At 73.5% G+C, this 22,649-nt stretch carries 14 protein-coding genes; 8 read left to right on the top strand and 6 right to left on the bottom strand.

All coding sequences use genetic code 11. The annotated features are described in order from the left end of the window. Positions 1-46 precede the first annotated feature (46 nt). The 8 genes from JF597_RS27420 (at position 47) to JF597_RS27385 (ending at position 17,286) form a co-directional block, all read left to right on the top strand. Entirely contained in the window at positions 47-3,232 is a 3,186-nt protein-coding gene (locus JF597_RS27420) for an amino acid adenylation domain-containing protein (RefSeq protein WP_294001348.1), read from the top strand. After that, entirely contained in the window at positions 3,229-6,417 is a 3,189-nt protein-coding gene (locus JF597_RS27415; RefSeq protein ID WP_294001346.1) for an amino acid adenylation domain-containing protein, read from the top strand. The genes JF597_RS27420 and JF597_RS27415 overlap by 4 nt, the downstream gene beginning before the upstream one ends. Then, positions 6,404-9,409, top strand: coding sequence for a beta-ketoacyl synthase N-terminal-like domain-containing protein (locus JF597_RS27410; RefSeq protein WP_294001344.1), 3,006 nt, complete (start codon positions 6,404-6,406; stop codon positions 9,407-9,409). Before JF597_RS27415 ends, JF597_RS27410 begins: the two co-directional genes overlap by 14 nt. Continuing rightward, positions 9,406-10,557 (top strand): MupA/Atu3671 family FMN-dependent luciferase-like monooxygenase, encoded by a 1,152-nt coding sequence (locus JF597_RS27405; RefSeq protein WP_294001341.1) that lies wholly within the window; start codon positions 9,406-9,408, stop codon positions 10,555-10,557. The genes JF597_RS27410 and JF597_RS27405 overlap by 4 nt, the downstream gene beginning before the upstream one ends. A 2-nt stretch (positions 10,558-10,559) precedes the next feature. After that, positions 10,560-13,589 (top strand): condensation domain-containing protein, encoded by a 3,030-nt coding sequence (locus tag JF597_RS27400; protein ID WP_294001339.1) that lies wholly within the window; start codon positions 10,560-10,562, stop codon positions 13,587-13,589. Then, positions 13,586-14,887 carry an MFS transporter gene (locus JF597_RS27395; protein WP_294001336.1) on the top strand — a complete coding sequence of 434 codons (1,302 nt, stop codon included), beginning with the start codon at positions 13,586-13,588 and terminating at the stop codon, positions 14,885-14,887. Before JF597_RS27400 ends, JF597_RS27395 begins: the two co-directional genes overlap by 4 nt. Positions 14,888-14,969: 82 nt before the next feature. Next, positions 14,970-15,944, top strand: coding sequence for an LLM class flavin-dependent oxidoreductase (locus tag JF597_RS27390; protein WP_294001333.1), 975 nt, complete (start codon positions 14,970-14,972; stop codon positions 15,942-15,944). Positions 15,945-16,149: 205 nt separating this feature from the next. Further along, entirely contained in the window at positions 16,150-17,286 is a 1,137-nt protein-coding gene (locus JF597_RS27385; RefSeq protein ID WP_294001431.1) for a glycerate kinase, read from the top strand. A gap of 6 nt (positions 17,287-17,292) precedes the next feature. Here JF597_RS27385 and JF597_RS27380 read toward each other — a convergent pair whose 3' ends face one another. The 6 genes from JF597_RS27380 to JF597_RS27355 all read right to left on the bottom strand — a co-directional run. Next, entirely contained in the window at positions 17,293-18,519 is a 1,227-nt protein-coding gene (locus JF597_RS27380; protein WP_294001330.1) for an alpha/beta fold hydrolase, read from the bottom strand. A 230-nt stretch (positions 18,520-18,749) separates the two neighbouring features. Then, positions 18,750-19,574 carry a CDP-diacylglycerol--serine O-phosphatidyltransferase gene (gene pssA, locus JF597_RS27375; RefSeq protein WP_294001429.1) on the bottom strand — a complete coding sequence of 275 codons (825 nt, stop codon included), beginning with the start codon at positions 19,572-19,574 and terminating at the stop codon, positions 18,750-18,752. Positions 19,575-19,596: 22 nt separating this feature from the next. Further along, on the bottom strand, positions 19,597-20,253 hold the full coding sequence (locus tag JF597_RS27370; protein WP_294001328.1) for a phosphatidylserine decarboxylase: 657 nt from the start codon (positions 20,251-20,253) through the stop codon (positions 19,597-19,599). Positions 20,254-20,422: 169 nt separating this feature from the next. Continuing rightward, a complete protein-coding gene (locus JF597_RS27365) occupies positions 20,423-21,628 on the bottom strand; it encodes an acyl-CoA dehydrogenase family protein (protein WP_294001326.1) in 1,206 nt (401 codons plus the stop codon). 3 nt (positions 21,629-21,631) lie between these two features. Continuing rightward, positions 21,632-22,144 carry a MaoC family dehydratase gene (locus JF597_RS27360; protein ID WP_294001323.1) on the bottom strand — a complete coding sequence of 171 codons (513 nt, stop codon included), beginning with the start codon at positions 22,142-22,144 and terminating at the stop codon, positions 21,632-21,634. 5 nt (positions 22,145-22,149) lie between these two features. Then, positions 22,150-22,649: aldolase/citrate lyase family protein (locus tag JF597_RS27355; protein WP_294001320.1), on the bottom strand; the 500-nt coding region annotated here is incomplete at its 5' end.

Here is a 22,649-nt window from a genome sequence, read left to right as displayed (position 1 = left end):
GGCCCAGCCCCTCACCAGCAGGACACGCACCGACTGGAGGCAAGCCGTGACCGACCGCAGTGGCGGGTCCGTGGGGCCGGGCCCGGACGACGGCGCAATCGACGGCGGCGACCCGGCGGGCGCCGCCCGTCCAACCGGGGCCGACTGGCCGCTCGCACCCAACCAGGTCGGCGTCCACCTCGCCGACGCCTTGGCCGAACGGCCGGGCCTGCACACCGTGGTCGCCGCCTACCGCCTCACCGGCACGTTCGACGGCGAGCTGCTCGCGGAGCGGTTCCGCGCCCTGGTGCGCAGGCACCCGGCCTTGTCCTCGCGCCTCGTCGACGACGGCCCGGCCCTCGGCATGGCCCGGTCGGACACCGCCCCCGAATGGCGGGACGAGACCCTCCCGCCGTCCGCGGCGGACGACGACGGCGCGGCCCGGCGCCTGGCGCAGTGCCTGCGCCCGATCGACACCCGGAACGGACCGCTGATGCGCGGGGCGCTGCTGCGCCGCCAGGACGGCAGCGCCGACCTGGTGCTGACCGCCAGTCACCTCGTCGTGGACGACCAGGCGATGGAGACGGCCGTCGCCGAGGTCCTCACGGGCGACACCACGCGGTCCCCGGGCGACTATCGGGGCTGGGCGACGGCCGCCGCCGGGGCCGCCCGGCGCGGGGCCGGCCGGGCGGCCGCCCGCCGCGCCGAACTGTCCGCCCTCCCGCTCGGCTCCGGACCGGGCTGGGGCTGCGGCGACGGCGACGCGGCCGACGCGGACGGCGGCCAGCTGCCGTTCACCGTCCCGGACGACGTATGGCGGAAACTGGCCGGCACCGTCCGCGACCTGGGCATTTCCCGCCACTCGGCGCTGACCGCCGCGACGGGGCTGGTACTCGCCCGCAACGGCGGCACGGACGCCTCGCTGGTCGGCAGTTTTGTCACCCGCCGGCCGGCCGCACAACGGCACACCATCGGCTACTTCAGCAACACCGTCCCCCTTCCGGTGCGCCTGGCGGAGGACGGCACCGTGGCCGGTTTCCTGCGCACCTGCCACCGCCAGTGCCTCGCCGCCTACCGGGACGCGGACCTGCCGCTCTTCGACGTGCTGCCCACCGGCCACCAGTCGGGCCCCGGCCCACTGACCGCCGCGGTCGCCCCCCTGTGGACCCCGCCGCCCCTGCGTCTGCCGGGACTCACCGCGCGGCCGCTGCCCCACCCCTTCGCGGGCGCCGCGAAGTTCCCCCTGCTCGTGTACGTCGACCTGGCGGCCGAGGGCGCTGCGCAGGGGCTGCTCCAGTTCCGCCACCGGTGGTTCTCGGCCGACCAGGCGGCGCTGTTCACGCGCCAGCTCGTCGCCGTACTGCGCGAGTTCGCCGAACGGCCCGACGCGCGCCTGGCCTCGGTGAGCGTCCTCGACGACGCCGACCGGCAGCGGGTCCTGGACGCCGGACGCGGCGCCCGTCTCACCCCCGAGGAACTGTCCGTGCCTGCGCTGTTCACCCGGCGCGCCGGGCTGTCGCCCGACCGCATCGCCGTCAACGACGGGCACACCGCGCTGCGTTACGCCGAGGTCGAGGAGCGCTCCGGCACGGTGGCCCGTGCGCTCGCCGAGGCCGGGGTGCGGGCCGGGGACCGGGTGGGCGTGCGCATGGAACGCTCCTGCGATCTGATCGTCGCCCTGCTGGGCGTGCTGAAGACCGGAGCGGCGTACGTACCGCTGGACCCCTCCTACCCCGAGGCGCGGCTGGCCCTCGTGATCGGCGACGCGGGCGTGCGGGTCGTGGTCGGCGGCGCGGACTCCCGCCCGGCGGACCTGCCGGAGCACATCGACTGGCTGCCGGTGCATACCCGGCCACAGGACCCGGCCCGGCCGCTGCCCGCCGTCGACCCGGATCTGCCCTGCTACGCCATCCACACCTCCGGGTCCACCGGCCGGCCCAAGGGCGTGCTGGTGACACACCGCAACGTCACCTCGCTGCTCAACGCGACACGCGACGATTTCGGCCTCGGCCCGGACGACGTGTGGTCGCTGTTCCACTCGTTCGCCTTCGACTTCTCCGCCTGGGAGATCTGGGTCTGTCTGCTCACCGGCGGCCGGCTGGTGATCGTGCCCCGCGCGGTCTCGCGCAACCCGGAGGAGTTCCACCAATTGCTGGAGGACGAGGAGGTGACCGTCCTCAGCCAGACGCCGACCGCGTTCGCGCTGCTGCTCGCCACCGACCGGCTGGCGCGGGGCCGCCTGTCGGTGCGCCTGGTGGTCTTCGGTGGCGAACCGCTCGACACGCGCACCCTGTCACCCTGGTTCGAGCGCTATCCCCGGGTCCGCGTGGAGAACATGTACGGCATCACCGAGACCACCGTGCACAGCACCACCCACACGGTCACCCCCGAGGACGCCCGTACCGGCAGCCGGGTCGTCGGCCGTCCGCTGCCCGGCTGGGAGATATACGTCCTGGACGCGCGCGGCCGTCCGGTGGCGCCCGGCGTTGCCGGAGAACTGCACGTGGGCGGCGCGGGGGTGGCCCTCGGCTATCTCAACCGTCCCGAGCTGACGGCCGAACGCTTCACCACCGACCGCCACCCGCGGGTGCCGGGGGGACGGCTCTACCGCAGCGGCGACCAGGGTCGGCTGCTGCCCAGCGGGGAGCTGGAGCACCTGGGACGGCTGGACGACCAGGTGAAGGTGCGAGGCTTCCGCATCGAACTGGGTGAGGTCCGCGACGTCCTGCTGCGGGACTCGTCGGTCACGTCCGCGGCGGTCGTCGTGCGCGGCGCCGGCACGGCCGAGGCACGTCTCGACGCCTATGTGGTGCTCGCGGCCGGCGGCTCCACCGACGGGCTGCTCCGGCGGGCGGCGGCCCGGCTGCCCGAGTACATGGTCCCGCAGACCGTCACCGCGCTCACGACCCTTCCGGTCACCGCCAACGGCAAGCTCGACACCGCGCTGCTGCCCGCCCCCGAGCCGGACGCGGACGCCCCGGCCGGCCCCGCCGGCTCCCCGGACGCGTCCGGGGACGTCCTCGACCGGGTGGTCGGGGTCTGGCGCGACGTGCTGGACGTGCCCGTCGCCCCGGACGACAACTTCTTCGACCTCGGCGGCACCTCCCTGCTCGCGCTGCGGCTCAAGACGGCGCTGCGCGGCGCCGGACTGCCGGAACTGGCCCTGAAGGAAGTCATCCGCCATGCCACCCCGGCGGCCATGACGGCACTGCTGCGCGTCAGGGCCGGAGCACGTCCGGAGAACGCCGGATGAGCCGCCCCGACACCCGCCCGGCCACCCCCGGACAGCTGCGGTTCTACCTGCTGGACCAGCAGGACGGCGGCGCCGCCCGCACCCTCGTCAAGCGGATCACCGCGGAAGGGACGGCCGATCCCGAGCGGCTCCGGGACGCGCTGCGCGCGGTGGTCACGGCCCATCCGGCGCTGCGGACCTCGCTGCACCTCGACCCCGAGGGACTGCGCCGGCGGGTGCACGACCCCGACGCCGTGGACATGGTCATCCGGACGACCGCGGACGCGGACGCGCTGCTGGCGGCAGAGTCCGCGGTACTGGCGGCGCCGTTCGAACACGGCACGGGCCCGTTGTGCCGGATCAGGGCGCTCGTCGGCCCGCGGCGCACCCACTGTCTGATCGCCGTGCACCACGCGGTCTTCGACGACGATTCCACGGCCCTGCTGCTGTCGGCGCTCACCGGCGCCTACGCCGACCCCGCCACGACCGGACCGGCCGCCGGAGACCAGGACGACGACGAGCCGGCACCCCGGGCGGACGGAGAACGACTGCGCGCCTTTTGGCGGCGCTACCTGGAGGGCTGCCCACAGCGGACCGAACTGCCCTGGACGCGGTCCGCGGCCGGCCGGCACAAGCGGACCGTGATCCAGGACCTGCCGGCCGCGCTCCGCGACCGGCTGCGGCACCGCGCGCGGACCACCGGCGCCAGTCCGTTCGCCCAGTTCCTCGGCGCCGTAGCCGCGGTGACGGCCTGGTACCTGGACCGGGACGACGTCGTCCTCGCGGTCCCGGTGAGCGGCCGTAAGGACGGCGGCGACCGGCGCATCGACTGTCTCCAGAACACCGTCCCGGTCCGCGTCGACCTGGCCGGAGCGGACACCTCGACGGTGGTGGACCGGACCGTGGACGCTCTGTTCGACGCGCTCGACCACGCCGGACTGCCCTTCGAGGAGATCCTGTCCGGCCTGCGCGCCGTACGCGAGCCCGGCCGCAAGCCGCTCGCCCAGATCCTGTGCACCGAGACCGCCCCGGTGCCGGCGGTGGAGGCGGGCGGGCTGCGCTGGACGATCGGCGAGACGGAGACCGGGGAGGCGGAGTACGACTGCTGCCTGGCCCTGCGCCATCTGCCCGACGGCGGCATGCGGATCGAACTCGTCCACCGCGAGGGCGCCTTGCCACCGGAGCGGGCCCGCAACACCGTCGGCCACGTGGCCCGTCTCCTGGAGCGGCTCACGGAGGACCCGGTGCGCCCGCTCGCCGCCGTCGGCCTCCTCGGCGAGACGGAGGAGGCCGAACTGGCCGTCCTGGAGGGCGCCCCGCTGGACCCCGACCCGCGGCCGGTGCACGAACTCGTCCTGCGGCACGCCCGTACGACCCCGGAGGCCGCCGCCGTCACCGACGGGGACCGGACGCTGTCCTACGCCGCCCTGGAGAGGCGGTCGCGCGCGGTGGCCCGCGCGCTCACCGGGCGGGGGGTGCGGCCCGGGGACCGGGTGGGCATCTGCCTGCCACGGGGCACGGACCTGGTGGTGGCCGTGCTCGCCGTCTGGCGGGCGGGCGCGGTGTACGTGCCACTGGATCCCGAGTACCCGGCCGACCGGCTGCGGTTCATCGTGGCCGACACCGCCCCGGCCGTCGTCCTGGGCGACCGGGCCCTGCCGGAGGCGCTGCGGGACACGCCCGGCGTCCTGCCCCTGGACATGGCCGACGCCGGGGCCGCCGTACCGGCGGACGGCGAAGAGGGCGATGCGGCGCCGGCGGACCCGGCCGGGCGCGCCTACATCCTGCATACCTCCGGCTCGACCGGCCGGCCCAAGGGCGTCGTGGTGGGACACACCCGGCTCACCGCGCTCTTCGACGCGTGCGACCGGGCCCTGCCCGGGGCGCCGTTGACCGTCGCGGGCACCAGCCTGTCCTTCGACATCAGTGTCCTGGAACTGCTGTGGCCGCTCACCCGGGGCCGCACCGTCCTGGTGACCGGGCACCGGCAGGCGGCCGAGCAGGACGTGCCGGCCGGGGCGATGTACCAGTGCACGCCCACCATCGCCCGGCTGCTGCTCGCCGACCCGGCGGGCCGCGCCCTGCTGGGCCGGCTGGGCGCCCTGCTGGTGGGCGGCGAGCCCCTCGCCCCCGACCTTGCGGAGGAGCTGGCCGCGACCGTCCCTGGCCCGGTCGTCAACTGCTACGGCCCCACGGAGACCACCGTGTGGTCCACCACCTGGCGGGTCGCCCGGGGCGGCGCCGTCCGGATCGGGCTGCCGCTGCCGGGCGAGTCCTGCCATGTGCTGGACGGGCTGGGCCGGCGGCTGCCCCCGGGCTGCCCCGGCCGGCTGGTCATCGGCGGCCTGGGGGTCGCCGAGGGGTACTGGCGCCGCCCGGAGCTGACCGCCGAACGGTTCGTGTCGCTCGACGGAGGCCGCGGACGCGGCTACGACACCGGGGACCTGGTCGTCCTCGACGGCCCGGACGGGCTGCGGTTCCTCGGCCGCCGGGACGGACAGTGCAAGGTCCTCGGCCAGCGGATCGAGGTGGAGGAGGTGGAAGCCACCCTGCGCGCGGGCGGCGCGCAGGAGGTCGCCGTGGCCCCGAACGCCGACTCCACCCACCTGGTGGCGTTCCTGCCGGACGGCGTCGCGGCGGACGGACCGCCCGGCCCGGCGGCCCCCGACCCGCTGCGGGAGCTGCGCGCCCACGCCGAGGCCTGGCTCCCCGCGGCCGCGGTCCCCGGCGCCTGGCTGCGCGTCCCCGCGCTGCCGCAGCTGCCCAACGGCAAACTTGACCGCGACACCCTGGCGCGCTGGGCGGCCGACCGGCGGCCGGCCGCGCCCGCCGGGCAGCCCCCGGCGGACGGGGCCACCGCGGCGCGCCTGTGCCAGGTGTGGGAGACCGTCCTCGGCCGTCCCGTCCAGGACCACGATGCGACCTTCTTCGAGCTCGGCGGGACCTCGCACGGGGTGCTGCGGGTCCTGGCGGCGCTGCGCACCGCCCACCCCCGGCTCACGGCGGCCGAGTTGTTCCGCCACACCACCGTGCGCGCCCTCGCGGCACACCTCGACGGTGCCGCCGCGGCCGACGGGCCCGCGGCGCAGGGCGCGGCCCGGGGCCGCGACCGCTCCCGCGCCCTCAGCGGCTGGCGCGCCGGCCGGCGGCCCTCATCGACCCTCCAGGTACCAGGAATCGAGGCGGACGCAGATGCACACACCTGACAACGCGGTGGCGGTGATCGGAGTGGCCGTCCGAGTGCCCGGAGCCGCCGACCCGGACACCTTCTGGGCCGACGTGGTCCGCGGGCACGTGGCACTGCCGGGGGAGCTGCCCGACGGCACCCTGGGCGTCGGCGGGATCGACCGCGTCGACCGGTTCGATGCGGAGCTGTTCGGCATGAGCCCGACCCAGGCCGCGGTGACCGACCCCCAGCAGCGGATCATCACCGAGGTCGCCTGGCAGGCGCTGGAGGACGCGGGCGTCGACACCGAGCGTGACCCGGGCCGGGTGGGAGTCTTCCTCGGCTGCGGCGACAGCGGCTACCGGCACCGCTACGTCGACGCCGACCCCGTGCTGGTCCGGGCCGCGGGCCGCCAGCAGATCTCGCTCGGCAACGACAAGGACTACCTGGCGACCTCCCTCGCGTTCCGGCTGGGCCTCACCGGCCCGGCCCTCACCGTGCAGACCGCCTGCTCCACCTCGCTGGTCGCCGTCCACGTGGCCCTGCGCAGCCTGCTCACCTACGAGTGCGACCTCGCGATCGCGGGCGGGGTCACCGTCCAGCTGCCGCCGGGCGCGGGCTACACCTACCAGGAGGGCGACGTGCTCTCTCCCGACGGCCGCTGCCGGCCCTTCACCCGGGGCAGCCGGGGCACCGTGCCCGCCAGCGGTGCCGGGGTGGTGGTGCTGCGCCGGGCCGAGGAGGCCGGGCGCGGTGCCCGGGCGGTGCTGCTGGGCAGCGCGGTCAACAACGACGGTGCCGACCGGATGAGCCTCGTCGCACCCAGCCCCCGAGGCCAGGCGGCGGTGCTTGAGGAGGCGCTGGCGGTGGCCGGGCGCAAACCCGCGGACATCGGCTTCATCGAGACCCACGGCACCGCCACCGAACTCGGCGACCAAGTCGAACTGGCGGCCCTGGCCCAGGCGTACGGCGACACGGCGGAGCCGTGCGCGCTCGGCGCGGTGAAGGCCGGCATCGGGCACACGGACACCGCGGCGGGCGTGGTCGGTCTGATCAAGGCGGTGCTCGCCGTCCAGCACGGGGTGATTCCGCCGGTCCCCGCACAGCCCGGCGACGGCCCCGACGCGCCGCTGGGCGCGGACCGCTTCCACCTGCCGCGCCAGGCGATGCCCTGGCCCGGCGGGCGCACCCGGTACGCGGCGGTCAGCTCCTTCGGGCTGGGCGGCACCAACGCCCATGTCATCCTCGCCGAACCGGCCGTCGCCGCAGGGCCGCCGGAGCCGCCCGCGGGCCCGCCCGGACGCGGACCCGCGGTGCTCTCCGCCGCGAGCCCGGACGCGCTGGAGCGCACCACGGCCCGGCTCGCCGCCGCGGTGCGCGAGGGCACCCGGCCGGTGAACGACGTCCTCGGCACGCTCTGGCACGGCCGGCGGCGGCTGCCGTACCGCTGGGCCTGCCCGATCGAGGCGGCGGACGAGGCATCGGCCCGCGCCGCGCTGGCGGACGCGCTGGAGTCGGCGTCGGCCCAGGCCAAGGCGGTGCCCGAGCCGACCGTGGCCGTGCTCCTGCCGGGCCAGGGGGTCGCCCTGGCCGGCACCGGGCGCGGACTGCTCGCGGCCGACGAGGGGTTCGCCCGGGAGTGGGCCGACACCCGGGCCCTCGTCCGCGCGTGCGGCGGGCCGGACCTGGAGGGCTGCTGGACCTGGCCGGACGACGACCCGCGCTGGCTGCGCACCGATGTCGTCCAGCCGCTGCTGTTCAGCGTGGAACTCGCCCTGCTGCACGGGCTGCGGCGGCACGGTGTCACCCCGTCGGTCCTCCTCGGCCACAGCGTCGGGGAACTGGTGGCCGCCACCTGGGCGGGCGTGTTCTCCGAGGCGGACGGGGCGCGGGCGGTGGTCGAACGCGGCCGGCTGATGAGCTGCGCGCCGGCCGGTGTGATGGCCGCCGTCCTGACGGGAGAGGACACGGCGCGGGAGCTGGCGGCGGGCCTGGCCGTGGACGTCTGCGCGGTGAACGCGCCCGACACCGTGGTCCTCGGCGGGGCGGCGGAGCACATGGCGGAGGTGGAACGCCGCTGCGCCGCCGCGAGGGTGAAGGTGCGCCGGCTGGCCACCGCGCACGCCTTCCACTCCCCGTCCATGGCCGAGGCCGCCGAGGCGTTCACCGAGGTGGTGGGCGACCTCTCCCTGCACGCGCCACGCGAACTGGTGCTGTCCAATCTCACCGGGGCGCCGCTGGACGCCGCGCAGGCCACCGACCCGGCCTACTGGGGCCGTCAGCTGCACACCACCGTCCGCTTCGCCGAGGGGGTGCGGGTGCTGCTCGACGCGGCACCCCACGTGGTGCTGGAAGCCGGTCCGGGCCGGACGTTCGCCTCGCAGCTGCGGCGCGTCACCCGGGGCGCGGAGCACCGCCCCGTCATCGCCGAACTCCTCGGCGACGGCAAGCGCGACGAGGCGACGGTGCACCTGGCAGCGCTCGGCGCCGCCTGGACGGCGGGCTGCGCCACCGACGACCTCGTCGCCCCGCCGGCCGCCCCGGCCCGGATGCCCGGCTACGCGTTCGCCGACACCCGTCACTGGCCGGCCGCCAATCCGGACGGCACCCCCGCGCAGGGCGCGGCCTCAGAGGGTGCACCCCCGCAGGGGGCGGCCGCGCCGGGGGTCCCCGAGACCGTGCCGGCCCGCTCGGGACAGGAGAAGCCCGGCGCCGACGACGCCACCGACGGCCCGGAGACGCGGTCCCTGCTGGCCGCCCTGTGGCAGGAGTCGTTCGGAGGCCCGGCGATCCGCCCGCAGGACAACTTCTTCGAACTGGGCGGCACCTCGCTCCAGGCGGCGCAGCTGATCTCCGTCGTCAACGACCAGTTGCTGGTCGAGGTCCGCCTGCAGGACCTGTACGAGCACTCCACGTTCGACGACTTCGCGGCGCGGGTGGCCGAGATCCTCGGCGAACGCGACGACGCCGAACTGCTGGAGCTGCTGGCCGAGATCGAGGGGCAGGGCGCGGAAGAGGAGGGACAGGCGTGAGCGACATCGGCGAACGACTCGGACAGCTGACCCCCGAGCAGCGCGCGGCCCTGCGGCTGCGGCTGCGGCTGCGCGAACGCGCCCGGCAGGTCCCGGCCGCCGACGGGCCGCCGGACGCGGTACCGCGGGTCCGGCTCAGCCTGTACTTCTTCCCACAGGCCCGCGCGCTCGCGGCCCCCGACTACTACGCCATGATGCTGCGGGCCTGCGAGTTCGCCGACGAGCGGGGCTTCCACGCCGCGTGGTTCCCCGAGCGGCACTTCGTCGACTTCGGCGGCTCGCACCCCAACCCCTCCGTCCTCGCCGCCACGGTGGCGGCCGTGACCCGGCGGCTGCGGCTGCGGGCCGGCAGCGTCGCCGCTCCGCTGCACCATCCGGTCCGCATCGCCGAGGAGTGGGCGGTGGTGGACAACATCTCCGGCGGCCGGGTGGGCGTCTCCTTCGCGAGTGGCTGGCACCCGGACGACTTCGTGCTGGCCCGGGAACCGTACGACGAACGCAAGAAGACGCTGATGCGCACCGTCGAACAGGTGCGGCGGCTGTGGGCGGGGGAGGAGCTTGCCTTCCCCGGCACCGCGGGCACGACGGCACGGGTGCTCACCCAGCCGCGCCCGGTGCAGCCCGAACTGCCGGTGTGGATCACCGCGGCCGGGCACCCGGAGACCTTCCGGGCCGCGGGCACCGCCGGGTACGGCGTGATGACCGCGCTGCTCGGCCAGACCCTGCCCCAGCTGAGGGAGAACGTGGCCCGGTACCGGGCCGCCTGGCGGGACGCCGGGCACGCCGGGCGCGGAGACGTCGTGGTGATGACCCACGCGCACGTCAGCGACGAGCCCGACGTGGAGGACAGGCTGCGGCCCGCGCTGCACGACTACCTGTCCTCCTACCGGGCGCAGACCGGAGACGGCGACGAACCCGTCCTGCTGGAGGCCGCCTTCCAGGACTACCTGGCAGGACCCTCGCTCCTGGGCACGCCCGCCAAGGCCGCCCGGGTGCTGGCCCGGCTCGCCGAGGCGGGCGCCGACGAGGTGGGCTGCCTCGTCGACTTCGGGCTGCCGGCCGGGGACGTGCTGGCGGGCCTGCCCCGGCTGGCCGAGCTGCTGCCGGCCGACCGACCCACCCCCGCCGACGCCGACAGGAGCCAGTGACCGTGACCCGACCGCGCACCGTCGCCGACCGGCTGGCCCGGCTGACGCCCGAACAGCGGGCGGCCCTCCAGCGCCGACTGCGGCACGGGGAGGAGGGCCCGGCCGCCGAGCCGGAACTCACCCGGCGCTCCGGCGACCGCTCCGTCTCCCCGCTGGGCCTGGACCAGGAGCGCATCTGGATCCTCGACCAGCTCGATCCCGGCCGGCACACCTACAACATCAGCACCGGGCTGAGGTTCAAGGGCGCCTTCGACGAGGAGTCGTTCCGGGCGGCCGTCACCGCGCTGGTGCGCCGCCACGAACTGCTGCGCTCCCGCGTGGAGGTCCGCGACGGCCTGCCGGTGCTGCGGGTGAGCGAGGAGTTCGCGACGCCGGTCGAGTTCTTCGACCTGCGGGCCGAGCCGGACGCCGTCGCGGAGACCGTGCGCGCGCTGGTACGGCGGCCGTTCGACCTCGCCGACGGCGGGCTGCTGCGGGTGGTCGTGGTGCGCGCCGCGGACGACGAGTACCAGGTGATCGAGACGATGCACCACTCGGTGACCGACCAGTGGTCGTTCGTCCGCCTCAACCGGGAACTCCTGGAGCACTACCGTGCGGCCCGCGAGAACCGCCCCGCACGGGTGCCCGAACTCCCCGTTCAGTACGGCGACTTCGCCGTCTGGCAGCGGCAGTGCTTTACCGGTGACCGCCGCCGGGCGCACCGCGACTTCTGGCGCGCCCACCTGGAGGGCGTGCCGGCGCATCTGCCGCTGCCCTACGACGCGCCCCCCGAGGGCCGCGGACACGAGGGCAAACACCACTACTTCCGGCTCGACGACGGGCTCAGCGCCGCCTTCCTGGCGATGTGCCGCTCCTCGCGGCTGACCCTGTCCGACGCGCTGCTGGCCGTCTACGTGGGCCTGCTGCACGAGGAGACCGGATCGCGTGACATCGTCGTCGGCCTGCCGAGCGCGACCCGCGGCCGGCCCGAGACCCACGACCTGATCGGCTTCCTGCTGACCAACGTCCCGCTGCGGGCCAGGCTGCCCGCCGACCCGACGCCGACGCAGATCCTGCACGCGGTGCGGCAGGCCTCGGCCGTCGTCGCCGACCACCGTGAAGTGCCCTTCAGCGAGATCGTCGACGCGGTGTCGCCCGAGCGCAGCCTCGACCGGTACCCCCTGTTGCAGACCATGCACCTCGTGCTGGACTTCGACGACACCGTGGTCCGGGTGCCCGACGCCGAGGTGCACGGCGTCGAGGTCGAGGACGGCGTGTCCCCGATGGACATCACGGTCGGCTGGTGGCGGGCGGGTGACCGGCTGTACGGACGGTTCGAGTACCGCACCGAACTGTTCACCGACACCACCGTCGACCGGCTCGTCGGACGCCTCCTGGAACTGGTGCGGGTCTTCGTGGAGCGGCCGGACGAACCGTTGCGCACCCGTGCCGCGGCTCCCGCGCCCGTCCCCGCGCGGGCCGCCGCGCCGGCGCCCGCGGCCCCCGCTCCGGTGGACCCCGCCGAGCTGCGCCGGATCGCGGAGGTCTGGCGGGAGGTGCTGGGCACCGAGCCGGGCCCGGACGACAACTTCTTCGAGTGCGGCGGTACGTCCCTGACGGCGATCCGGCTCGCCCACGCGCTGCGCCGGGCCGGGTTCGCCCTCACCGCCCGGCAGCTGTTCCGCGCTCCCACCATGCGCGGCCAACTGGCCCTGGTCCGGCCGGAGTCCGTCACCACCCGAGGCGGTGCCGAGCCGGCGGAAGGGGCGGTCAGCCCCGAGCAGGAGGATCTGCTGGAGGGCGGCCTGCCGCACCCGGAGCTGTGGGCGCACAGCCTGGTGCTCACGGCCGCCCGGCCGCTGGACCCCGAGTGGCTGGCCGTGGTCGTCAAACGGGTGGCGGCCGCCCATCCCGGCCTGTGCTCGGCGTTCCGGCGCACGGACACCGGCTGGCGTGCGGACGCCACGGACCGCCGGCTGTGGCGCGTCGAGGCGCCGGGCGCCGATCCGGCCCGAGTGGCGGCCGCCCACCGCGCCGCCTTCGACCTGCGCGAGGGACCGCTGTTCGCGGCCTCCCTGATCCCCGGCGAGCCGGACCGGATCGTCCTGACCGCACACCACCTGGTCGTGGACGGCCTGTCCTGGCAGATCCTGGTGGACGACCTCGACCGGGCCTACCACGGCGCCAGGCCGGCCGCCGAGGCCCGGCACCCGTCGGTGTACGCGGCCGACTGGCGCGACCACGACGTGCGAGACCAACGCGACTACTGGCGAGACCAGTTGGCGGGCGCAGCCCCCCTGGGCTGCCGCACCGGCGGACCGGACCGGATCGGCGACGAGACGGCGTACAGGGTGCGTGCGGCGATACCGTCGGGCGCCGGTGCCGCGGACCGGCCGGCCGTCGCGCTGACGGCGGTCGCCCGGGCCACCCGGCCTTGGTTCGGCGGCCGGGACGTCGTCCTCGACCTCATCGCCACCGGACGGGAGGTGCCGCTCGCGGACGGCGGGGACCCGGCCCGCGCCGTGGGCTTCTACGCCACCAGCCACCCGCTCCGCCTGCCCTTCGCCGACGACCCGGGCCGCCACCTGCGGCAGGTGGGCCGCGCCCTGGACGCCGTACCGGACGGGGGCAAGGGCTATCTGGCGCTGCGCTGGTCCGCCGACCCCGAGGTACGCGGCGAGACCGCCGGCTGGGGACGGGCCGAACTGTCCTTCAACTACCTGGGTACGCTGCTCGCGGGCGCGGAGAACGAGCGGCTGTTCACCGTCGGCGAGCAGATCGGGCCTTCGGGCAACGACGACGCCACGCGCTACCACGCCGTCGCCGTCCTCTTCGAAACCGACGGCGAGGAAGCGGTGTTCACCTGGAAGTTCGCCCCGGACGCCGTCGACGGGGCGGCCGTGCGGGCCGCGGCGGCCGACGCCGCCGAGGAGTTCACCAGGCTGACCCGGCAGCACGGCGCCCAGCCGCTCTCGACGACGGGCATGTCCCTGCACGAAGTGAACCGCATGCTCGCCGAACTGACCCGAGAGAAGAAGAGCCCGTCCACATGACATCGACGACCACCCGTGACAGGCGCCCCCTCACCGCGCTGGTGACGGCGAACTACCTGTCCTGGATAGGCAACACCATGACCTTGGTCGCGGTGCCGCTCTACGTGCTGCAGATCTCCTCCAGCGCCACCGAGGCGGGCGCGGCGGGGTTCGCCAACGCGCTGCCCATGATCGTGGCCGGCCTCGCCGGGGGTGTGATCGCCGACCGGGTCGGTCCCAGGCGCACCAGTGTGGTCGCCGACCTGGCCGCCGGGGCGTGCATGACCGCGGTGCCGTTGCTGCACGGCACGGTCGGTCTGGCGCTGCCGGCACTGATGGCGCTGCTGTTCCTGCGCACCCTCGCCGACGCGCCGGGCGCCGCGGCCCGGCTGGCACTGCTGCCCCGCGTGACCGCCCGAGCGCAGGTGCGCTCGGAGACCGCCAACTCGCTGTTCGCGTCGGCCCAGCGGGTGGCGTTCGTGGTCGGCCCGCCGCTCGCCGCGCTGATGGCGGGCCTGACCGGCCCGACCACCGTGCTCTACGTGGACGCGGGCACGTTCCTCGCATCGGCCCTGCTGATCATGGCGGTGCCGGGCGGGGAGCCGGCCTCGCGGTCCCAGGAGGCGGAACCGGGCGACGCGGCGGGGTCCGCCGGGGCCCGTCCGGGCCTGCTGCGGGAGGTGACCGAGGGCGCGCGCTTCATCCTGCGCACCCCGGTGCTGGCGGCCATCATCAGCGTGGTGGTGTGCACCAACTTCCTGGACGACGCGCTGACTCCGGTGGTGCTGCCGGTCTACAGCCGCGAACTGCTGGGCGGCGAGCGGGCGGTGGGGCTGCTGCTGGCGGCCAACGGCATCGGCGCGGTCGTCGGATCCTTCGCCTACGCCCCGGCGAGCCGTAGGCTGCTGGCCAACCGGTGGGCGACCTTCGTAGGCTGCTTCGCGCTGATCTGCGCCGCCCGGCTGGCCATGGTCGCCGAACCCGGGCTGTGGATCATGTTGGCGATCACCTTCGCCATCGGACTGGCCAGCGGACCGGTCAACCCCCTCGTCACCGGCGTGGTGGAGCGCTCCACCCCGCCGGACGCACTGGGCCGGGTCTGGGGCGCAGTGATGGCCATGGCCTTCGCCGCCGCGCCGGTCGGCATCTTCGCCACGGGTTGGCTCGCGCAGAACATCGGCCTGCGCCCCACCCTCGGGCTGTTCGGCGGTCTGTACGTGCTGCTCATCTGCTACGTGGTCCTGAACCGCCCGCTCCGCGGCCTCGCCGAGCCCGCGGAGGGGCGGACACCGGTCTCCGAGAACGCGGCGGCGGGCTGACGCCGTGCCCGAGCCGGGCGGGACGGTTTCGCCACACGCGCAAATCCCGCCGCCCGGCGGGGCCTCACCCTAGCCTCCTGACATGCAGGCACCGATCATTTCCGTACAGGCCCAGCCGCGAGACGCAGCCTCCTGGACTGCGCTTGCCCGGCGCGCGGAGGCAGGGGGGTACGACGCGCTGCTCGCGGCCGACCATCCGGGCACCGCCGCCTCCCCGTTCGTCGCGCTGGCCGCCGCGGCGGCGGTCACCGAACGCCTCGGCGTGGGCTCCTACGTCTCCCACGCGGGGGTGCGCGAGCCACTGCTGCTGGCGTCGGACGTCGCGACCCTGGACCTTGTCTCGGGCGGACGCGCGCGCCTGGCCCTGGGCGCGGGCCACACCCCGGCCGAGTGGGAGATGCTGGGCCGGCAGCGGCCGGACGTGGCGGGGCGCGTCCGGCGCTTCCAGGTCGTCGCCGAAGCCTGCCGCGCCCTCCTCGCGGGCGAGACCGTCACCCTCGACGGCCCCGAGGCGCGCGTCCGCCAGGCCCGGCTCACCAGGCCGCGCCCGGTCCGAAGTGATGTGCCGTTCACCTTCGGGGGCGGCAACACCGCGCTGCTGCGCTGGGCGGGGGCGCACGCGGACGTCGTGGGCCTGAGCGGGCTGGGCCGCACCCTGCCCGACGGCCACACGCACGAGACGCGCTGGAACGCCGAGGACATTGACCGCCAGATCGACCTGATCGAACAGGGCGCCGCCGGCCGGTCCACAGCCCCGGCGCGCGAAGCGCTGGTCCAGCTGGTGGAGGTCACCGACGACGCCGAGGCCGCGGCCCAACGCATCGCCGGGCAGCTGAACTGCTCCCCGGCCGACGTGCTCGTGTCCCCCTACGCGTGGGTCGGCACGGAACGGGAGATCACGGCCGCGCTCGACGAGCACCGGCGCCGCTGGGGGATCACCCGCTACGTCGTTCGCGAGTCCCACCTGGACGCGGTGGACCGCCTGCGCGCCCACTTCCCGGACAGCGGCGGCGCGGCCGTCACCGAACGCGAACAGGGAGCGATGAACAACGCGTAGCCGAACGCCGTTCGAGCCTGCCGCCGAGGACGCGGTCGGCGTAGTCGGGCCCCAGACTGGTCATGGCTGAGGTCTAACCGTTTTCGCAGGCGGCTCCCAGCCGCTTCCCAGGCTTCGGGCGGGGCATGACGGCAAGGGTGTCCTCCGGTTAAGGTCACAGCGGCGCGACTGGCCTTGACGTGCGCGAGGCCCGGAGAGCAAGGGGATACAGGTGACACAGCGCGTGCTCATCGCCGCGGACAAGTTCAAGGGCTCGCTGACGGCCGTGGAGGTCGCCGAGCGGGTCACGGCGGGGCTCAGGCGCATCGTGCCCGGCGCCGACGTCGAGGCGCTGCCCGTCGCGGACGGCGGGGACGGCACGGTGGCCGCGGCGGTCGCGGCCGGATTCGAACGCCATGAGCGGCAGGTCGCCGGGCCGCTGGGGCAGGAGGTCACCGCCGCGTTCGCGCTGCGCGGCGGCACCGCGGTCGTGGAGATGGCCGAGGCGAGCGGCCTGCAGCGGCTGCCCCGCGGTGTCTTCGCGCCCCTGACGGCCTCCACGTACGGCTCCGGAGAGCTGCTGCGGGCCGCGCTGGACGCGGGCGCGCGCACGATCGTCTTCGGGGTCGGGGGCAGTGCCACGACCGACGGCGGGGCCGGAATGCTGTCGGCGCTCGGCGCCCGCTTCCTCGACGCGGACGGCGGACCGGTGCCGCCGGGCGGCGGCGGCCTCGCCGATCTGGCCCGTGCCGACCTGTCGGGCCTGGACCCGCGCCTGTCCACCGTCGACCTGGTTCTCGCCAGCGACGTCGACAACCCGCTCACCGGCCCGAAGGGCGCGCCGGCCGTCTACGGCCCGCAGAAGGGGGCCTCGCCGGACGACGTGGAGCTCCTGGACGCCGCGCTGGCCCACTTCGCCAAGGTCCTGGAGACCGAGGTCGGTCCGCGCGCCGCCGAGTACGCGGTCGCGCCGGGTGCGGGGGCGGCCGGGGGCATCGGGTACGGCGCTTTGCTGCTCGGCGCGCGCTTCCGAGCCGGTATCGAGGTCATGCTCGACGTCCTGGGCTTCGCCCCCGCGCTGGAGCGGGCGTCGCTGGTGATCACCGGTGAGGGTTCCCTCGACGAGCAGACCCTGCACGGCAAGGCGCCGGCCGGGGTGGCCGCGGCGGCGCGTGCCGCCGGCAAGGAGGTCGTGGCGGTCTGCGGCCGCCTCGCCCTGCCGCCGGCGGCACTCGGCCGGGCCGGGATCCGCCGGGCCTACCCGCTCACCGAGATCGAACCGGACGTGGTGCGGTGCATCGCCGAGGCCGGACCGATCCTGGAGCGGGTCGCCGAGCAGATCGCGCGGGACTTCCTCGCCTGAGGCGGGCTAGTTCGGCGTCAGGACGCCCGTCGAGTCGCGGTAGTAGCTGCCGCTCGTGAGGCCCCACACCTTGTGCTTGTTGTGGAGCCACTGGAAGGCGATGTCGTGCACGATCTCCGCGGGGCGCTCCCAGACCACGGAGTGTCCCGCGCCCTCCAGCTCGAACATCAGCTTCTCGGGGCCGCCGACGGCCTTGTAGAGGGCCGGCACGGAGAACCGCAGCGGCGGCGGGACGGGGACGTTCGGCGCGGTGTTGGCCGTCTTGTCCAGCTCTCCGTAGACGATGGCGACAGGAACCCGGTCACCGAGGATGTAGTTGCCCAGCGCGTCCTGGTAGGGCACCGTCTCGTTGGTCCAGCCCCAGAAGTAGGAGTTCCGGAACCGGTGGATGCCCTCGTACACGCCGGGTGACAGCTCCTTGCCCCAGGTGCTGCCGAGGGGGTCGTTCGCCATCATGGCGGCCCACGCGGTGTTCTCCATGCCGGGTTCGCGTTGCGGCGGGGTGCCCTGCTCCTTGTTCCAGGCGTTCACGAAGCCGTTCTTGTCGCTGACGAACATGGGGAAGCCGTACAGGGTGGGCGGGTCGGAGACCGGCAGCGAGGTGCCCGCCGGAAGGGCGAAGGGATCCGGGGGATCGCCCGACCACCGCCCCGCGGGCGGGAAGATGGGGGCGAGCAGGAAGAGGCTCTTGACGTCCTCGGGGTGCTGCAGGGTGTACGGACCCATGGACGGTGCCGCGGCGGACCAGCCGATGAAGTCCAGGGGTTTGTCCCTGCCCGGCAGCGACCTGACGAAGGCGACCACGGTGGCCAGCTCCGCGCATTCGCTCTCCGTGTTCCCGAGCTGGTGCGGGTACAGCGGTGGGCCGGTGTACGGAGGCGACAGCGGGTTGGGGGAGAGGACGCTGCGCTGCGCGGGGCTGGCGTTGCGGGGTTCGTCCATCTTCGGGCGGGGCGACCGCCCGTTGCCCTGCAGGTCCATCATGAAGACGTCGTAGTGGTGCTTGGCCAGGTCCTGTGCCCAGTTGTAGTCGATGTCGGACCCGGGGACCGTCAGGTCGTACCCGGCGAGAACCGGCACGCTCCGGCCATGGAGCATCAGCACCACCTCGTGCGGCTGGTTGCCCTGGGTGCCGTCGTACTCCCGGACGAAGAGGTGCACGGTGTCGCCCTCGTTCGCCGGCAGCTTGGAGACGTGCGGGACCGAGTAGTCCTTGGGAGTGGGTGCGGGCATGGCTGTACTCCGATCCGTAAGAGGCGGGTCATCCCCATCCCTAAATGGGGACAAATCCCCGTAAAGTTCAACCCAATTCCACCGTCCTCTTCTGTCCCGTCCCTTGCAACTCGGCTTCGGCCAGGGGTGGTTGACCGGTCAATGGCCAACGCCGTACGCCCTTGAACGCGAAACGGGCGTGGCCCGAGCCTCGAAGGCTCGGGCCACGCCCGTCGGCGGTGTGCGGAGCGTCAGGGCAGCTGTGCCGCCCGCGCCTCGCGCCTGTTGTCGCGGAAATTGTTCACCCGGCGTGCCGTGGCGAACAGCGGGATCACCGCGCCCATCACCAGTTGCAGCGCGCAGCCGGTCTGGAGGAGGAGCTGGCCGCTGGGCGCGTCGAAGGCCCAGGAGACCAGGAGCCCCATCGACAGGACGATCCAGGCGAGCATCGCGACCGCGAGGCGGCCGCGCGGCTTCGGGTACTCCACCCGGCTCACCATCAGCCAGGCCGTGCCCAGGATGGCGAGAAGCGTCGCCACGAAGGGCAGCTCCAGCAGGACGATGGAGACCACCGTCAGCGCGCCGAACGGTGACGGCATGCCCTGGAACATGCCGTTCGGCGGGGTCACGCACGAGAACCGCGCGAGTCTCAGCACCACCGCGAGCAGGACCACGACGGCTCCGACCGCGGCCACCTTCTGGTACGCGTCGTCGGCCACCATGCCGTAGACGAGCACGAAGTACGCCGGCGCGAGGCCGAAGCTGATCAGGTCGGAGAGGTTGTCCAGTTCCGCGCCCATGGGGGAGGAGCGCAGCTTGCGTGCCACCAGGCCGTCGAAGAGGTCGAAGACCGCCGCGCAGAGCATGAGGATGACCGCGGTGGCGGCGCTGTGGCGCGCCATGCCGGCCGACTGGTCGTCCCCGGTGAGGTGCGGGATCAGGATGCCGGTGGTGGTGAAGTACACCGCCATGAAACCGCACGTGGCGTTGCCGAGCGTGAGGGTGTCCGCTATCGAGAGGCGGAGAGAGAGCGGCATCTCCTCCTCGTCGTCGCCGATCTCGTCGGCTTCGGGCACCCAGCCCGCCTGGGTCTCAGGATCAATCACGGTCAATGCGAGTCACCCCAGCCACGGTCTTCTGGCCGACCTCGACCGCGACCTCCACGCCCTCCGGCAGGTAGATGTCGACGCGCGAGCCGAAGCGGATCAGACCGATGCGGTCGCCCTGCTCGACCTTCGTGCCCTGCGGCACGTAGGGGACGATACGGCGGGCCACCGCGCCGGCGATCTGGATCATCTCGATGTCGCCGAGTTCGGTGTCGAAATGCCAGACTACGCGCTCGTTGTTCTCGCTCTCCTTGTTGAAGGCGGGAACGAAACCACCGGGGATGTGCTCCACCGACGTCACCTCGCCCGCGAGGGGCGCGCGGTTGACGTGGACGTTGAGCGGGCTCATGAAGATCGCGACGCGGGTGCGTCCGTCCTTCCACGGCATGATGCTCTGCACCACGCCGTCAGCGGGAGAGATGACACGGCCCTGGGCGATCTCACGCTCGGGGTCGCGGAAGAACCACAGCATGCCCGCCGCGAGCGCGGTGGCGGGCAGGGCGACGGCCTTGGCGGCGCCGGAGCGACGGGCGCGCAGGAGGCTGACGGCTGCGGTGGCGACGGTCGGGAGAAGCCACGGCGATGCTCCGCGCGCGAGGCGTACGCCGGCCAGGCTGTCTCGATGTGCAGAGGTTTGGCTGTGGGGCATGGATGACCTTCGTAGCGGATGATGCCGCGCGGGAAATGGGGACGGCGGCTTTCCGGGATCGTACCGGTCGGGGGCTACAACTGGGCAAGCCAGGAAGCCGAGTCGGCGGCCGAAGACCGTTGACGGGGTGTGATCTTCTTCTCGAAGAAAACACCCCGTACCGGGACAATCAGCCCTGGAATCGATACTCTTCGAGCAACCTCCGCCCGATGATCATTTTCTGGATCTCGGCGGTGCCCTCGCCGATCAGCAGCATCGGTGCCTCACGGTACAGGCGTTCGATCTCGTATTCCTTGGAGAAGCCGTAGCCGCCGTGGATCCGGAAGGCGTCCTCCACGACCTCCTTGCAGTACTCGGAGGCGAGGTACTTCGCCATCCCGGCCTCAAGGTCGTTTCGTTCCCCGGAGTCCTTTTTACGTGCGGCGTTGACCATCATGGCATGGGCGGCCTCGACCTTGGTGGCCATCTCCGCCAGCTTGAACTGGATGGCCTGGTGCTGGGCGATGGCCTTGCCGAAAGTATGACGCTGCTGGGCGTACCGGACGCCCAGTTCGAACGCACGCTGCGCGACACCGCAGCCACGCGCCGCCACGTTGACGCGGCCGACCTCGACGCCGTCCATCATTTGGTAAAAACCTCGGCCGGTGACCCCGCCGAGCACCCGATCGGCCGGGATCCGCAGCCCGTCCATGATCAGCTCGGTGGTGTCGACGCCCTTGTAGCCCATCTTGTCGATCTTGCCCGGGATGGTGAGGCCGGGGCGGACCTCGCCGAAGCCGGGCTCCTTCTCCACCAGGAAGGTCGTCATCGACTTGTGGGGGGCCGTGCCCTCGGGGTGTCCTTCGTCACTTCGCACCAGGACGGCCACGAGGGAGGAGGTGCCACCGTTCGTCAGCCACATCTTCTGGCCGTTCAGGACGTACTCCTCGCCGTCCTTCACCGCCTTCGAGGTGATCGCCGACACGTCCGAGCCGAGGCCCGGCTCGGACATCGAGAACGCGCCCCGGATGTCGCCGGCCGCCATCCGCGGCAGGAAGTGGTCCTTCTGCTCCTGCGTGCCGTGCTGCTTGAGCATGTACGCCACGATGAAGTGCGTGTTGATGATCCCGGAGACGGACATCCAGCCCCGTGCGATCTCCTCGACGCACAGCGCGTACGTCAGGAGGGACTCGCCCAGGCCGCCGTACTCCTCGGGGATCATCAGGCCGAACAGGCCGAGTTCCTTGAGGCCGTCGACGATCTGCTGCGGGTACTCGTCGCGGTGCTCCAGCTCGGTGGCGACCGGGATGATCTCCTTGTCCACGAAGTCGCGGACGGTGGAGAGGATCTCCTGCTGGACGTCGGTCAGACCGGCGGTCTGGGCGAGACGGGCCATCGCTTACTTCCCCTGTTCCTTGAGCTCGGGGCGGCTCGGCTGCTCGCCGCCGCGCTCCTTGATGTACGTCTCGGTCGGCACCATCACCTTGCGGCGGAAGATGCACACCAGCGTGCCGTCCTGCTTGTAGCCCTTGGTCTCGACGTAGACGATCCCGCGGTCGTCCTTCGACTTGGAGGGCCACTTGTCCAGCACGGTCGTCTGGCCGTAGATCGTGTCGCCGTGGAAGGTCGGCGCCACGTGCTTGAGCGACTCGATCTCCAGGTTGGCGATCGCCTTGCCCGAGATGTCCGGGACGGACATGCCGAGCAGGAGGGAGTAGATGTAGTTCCCCACCACCACGTTCTTGCCGAAGTCCGTCGTCTTCTCGGCGTAGTTCGTGTCCATGTGGAGCGGGTGGTGGTTCATGGTGAGGAGACAGAACAGGTGGTCGTCGTACTCCGTGACCGTCTTCCCGGGCCAGTGCTTGTACGTCGCCCCGACCTCGAACTCCTCGTACGTGCGTCCGAACTGCATCGCCCTCAGGCCTCCGGGATCTCGAACTTCGACGTGCGCTGCATGCCGGCGGCCCGGCCCTTGCCGGAGATGACCAGGGCCATCTTGCGGCTGGCCTCGTCGATCATCTCGTCGCCGAGCATCGCGGAGCCCTTCTTGCCGCCCGCCTCGGACGTGTAGTAGTCGTACGCGTCCAGGATCAGCTCGGCGTGGTCGTAGTCCTCCTGCGACGGCGAGAAGATCTCGTTGGACGCCTCGACCTGGCCCGGGTGCAGCACCCACTTGCCGTCGAAGCCGAGCGCCGCGGCACGCCGGGCGACCTCGCGGTAGCCGTCGATGTTGCGGATCTGGAGGTAGGGGCCGTCGATCGCCTGGAGGTTGTTGGCGCGGGCGGCCATCAGGATCTTCATCAGGATGTAGTGGTAGGCGTCCGCCGGGTAGCCGGGCGGCTGCTCGCCCACGACCAGCGACTTCATGTTGATCGACGCCATGAAGTCGGCCGGGCCGAAGATGATCGTCTCGACGC

It is taken from the genome of Streptomyces sp. (assembly GCF_019510245.1).
GTDB lineage: Bacteria > Actinomycetota > Actinomycetes > Streptomycetales > Streptomycetaceae > Streptomyces.
This window is presented reverse-complemented; position numbering and strand designations above follow the sequence as displayed.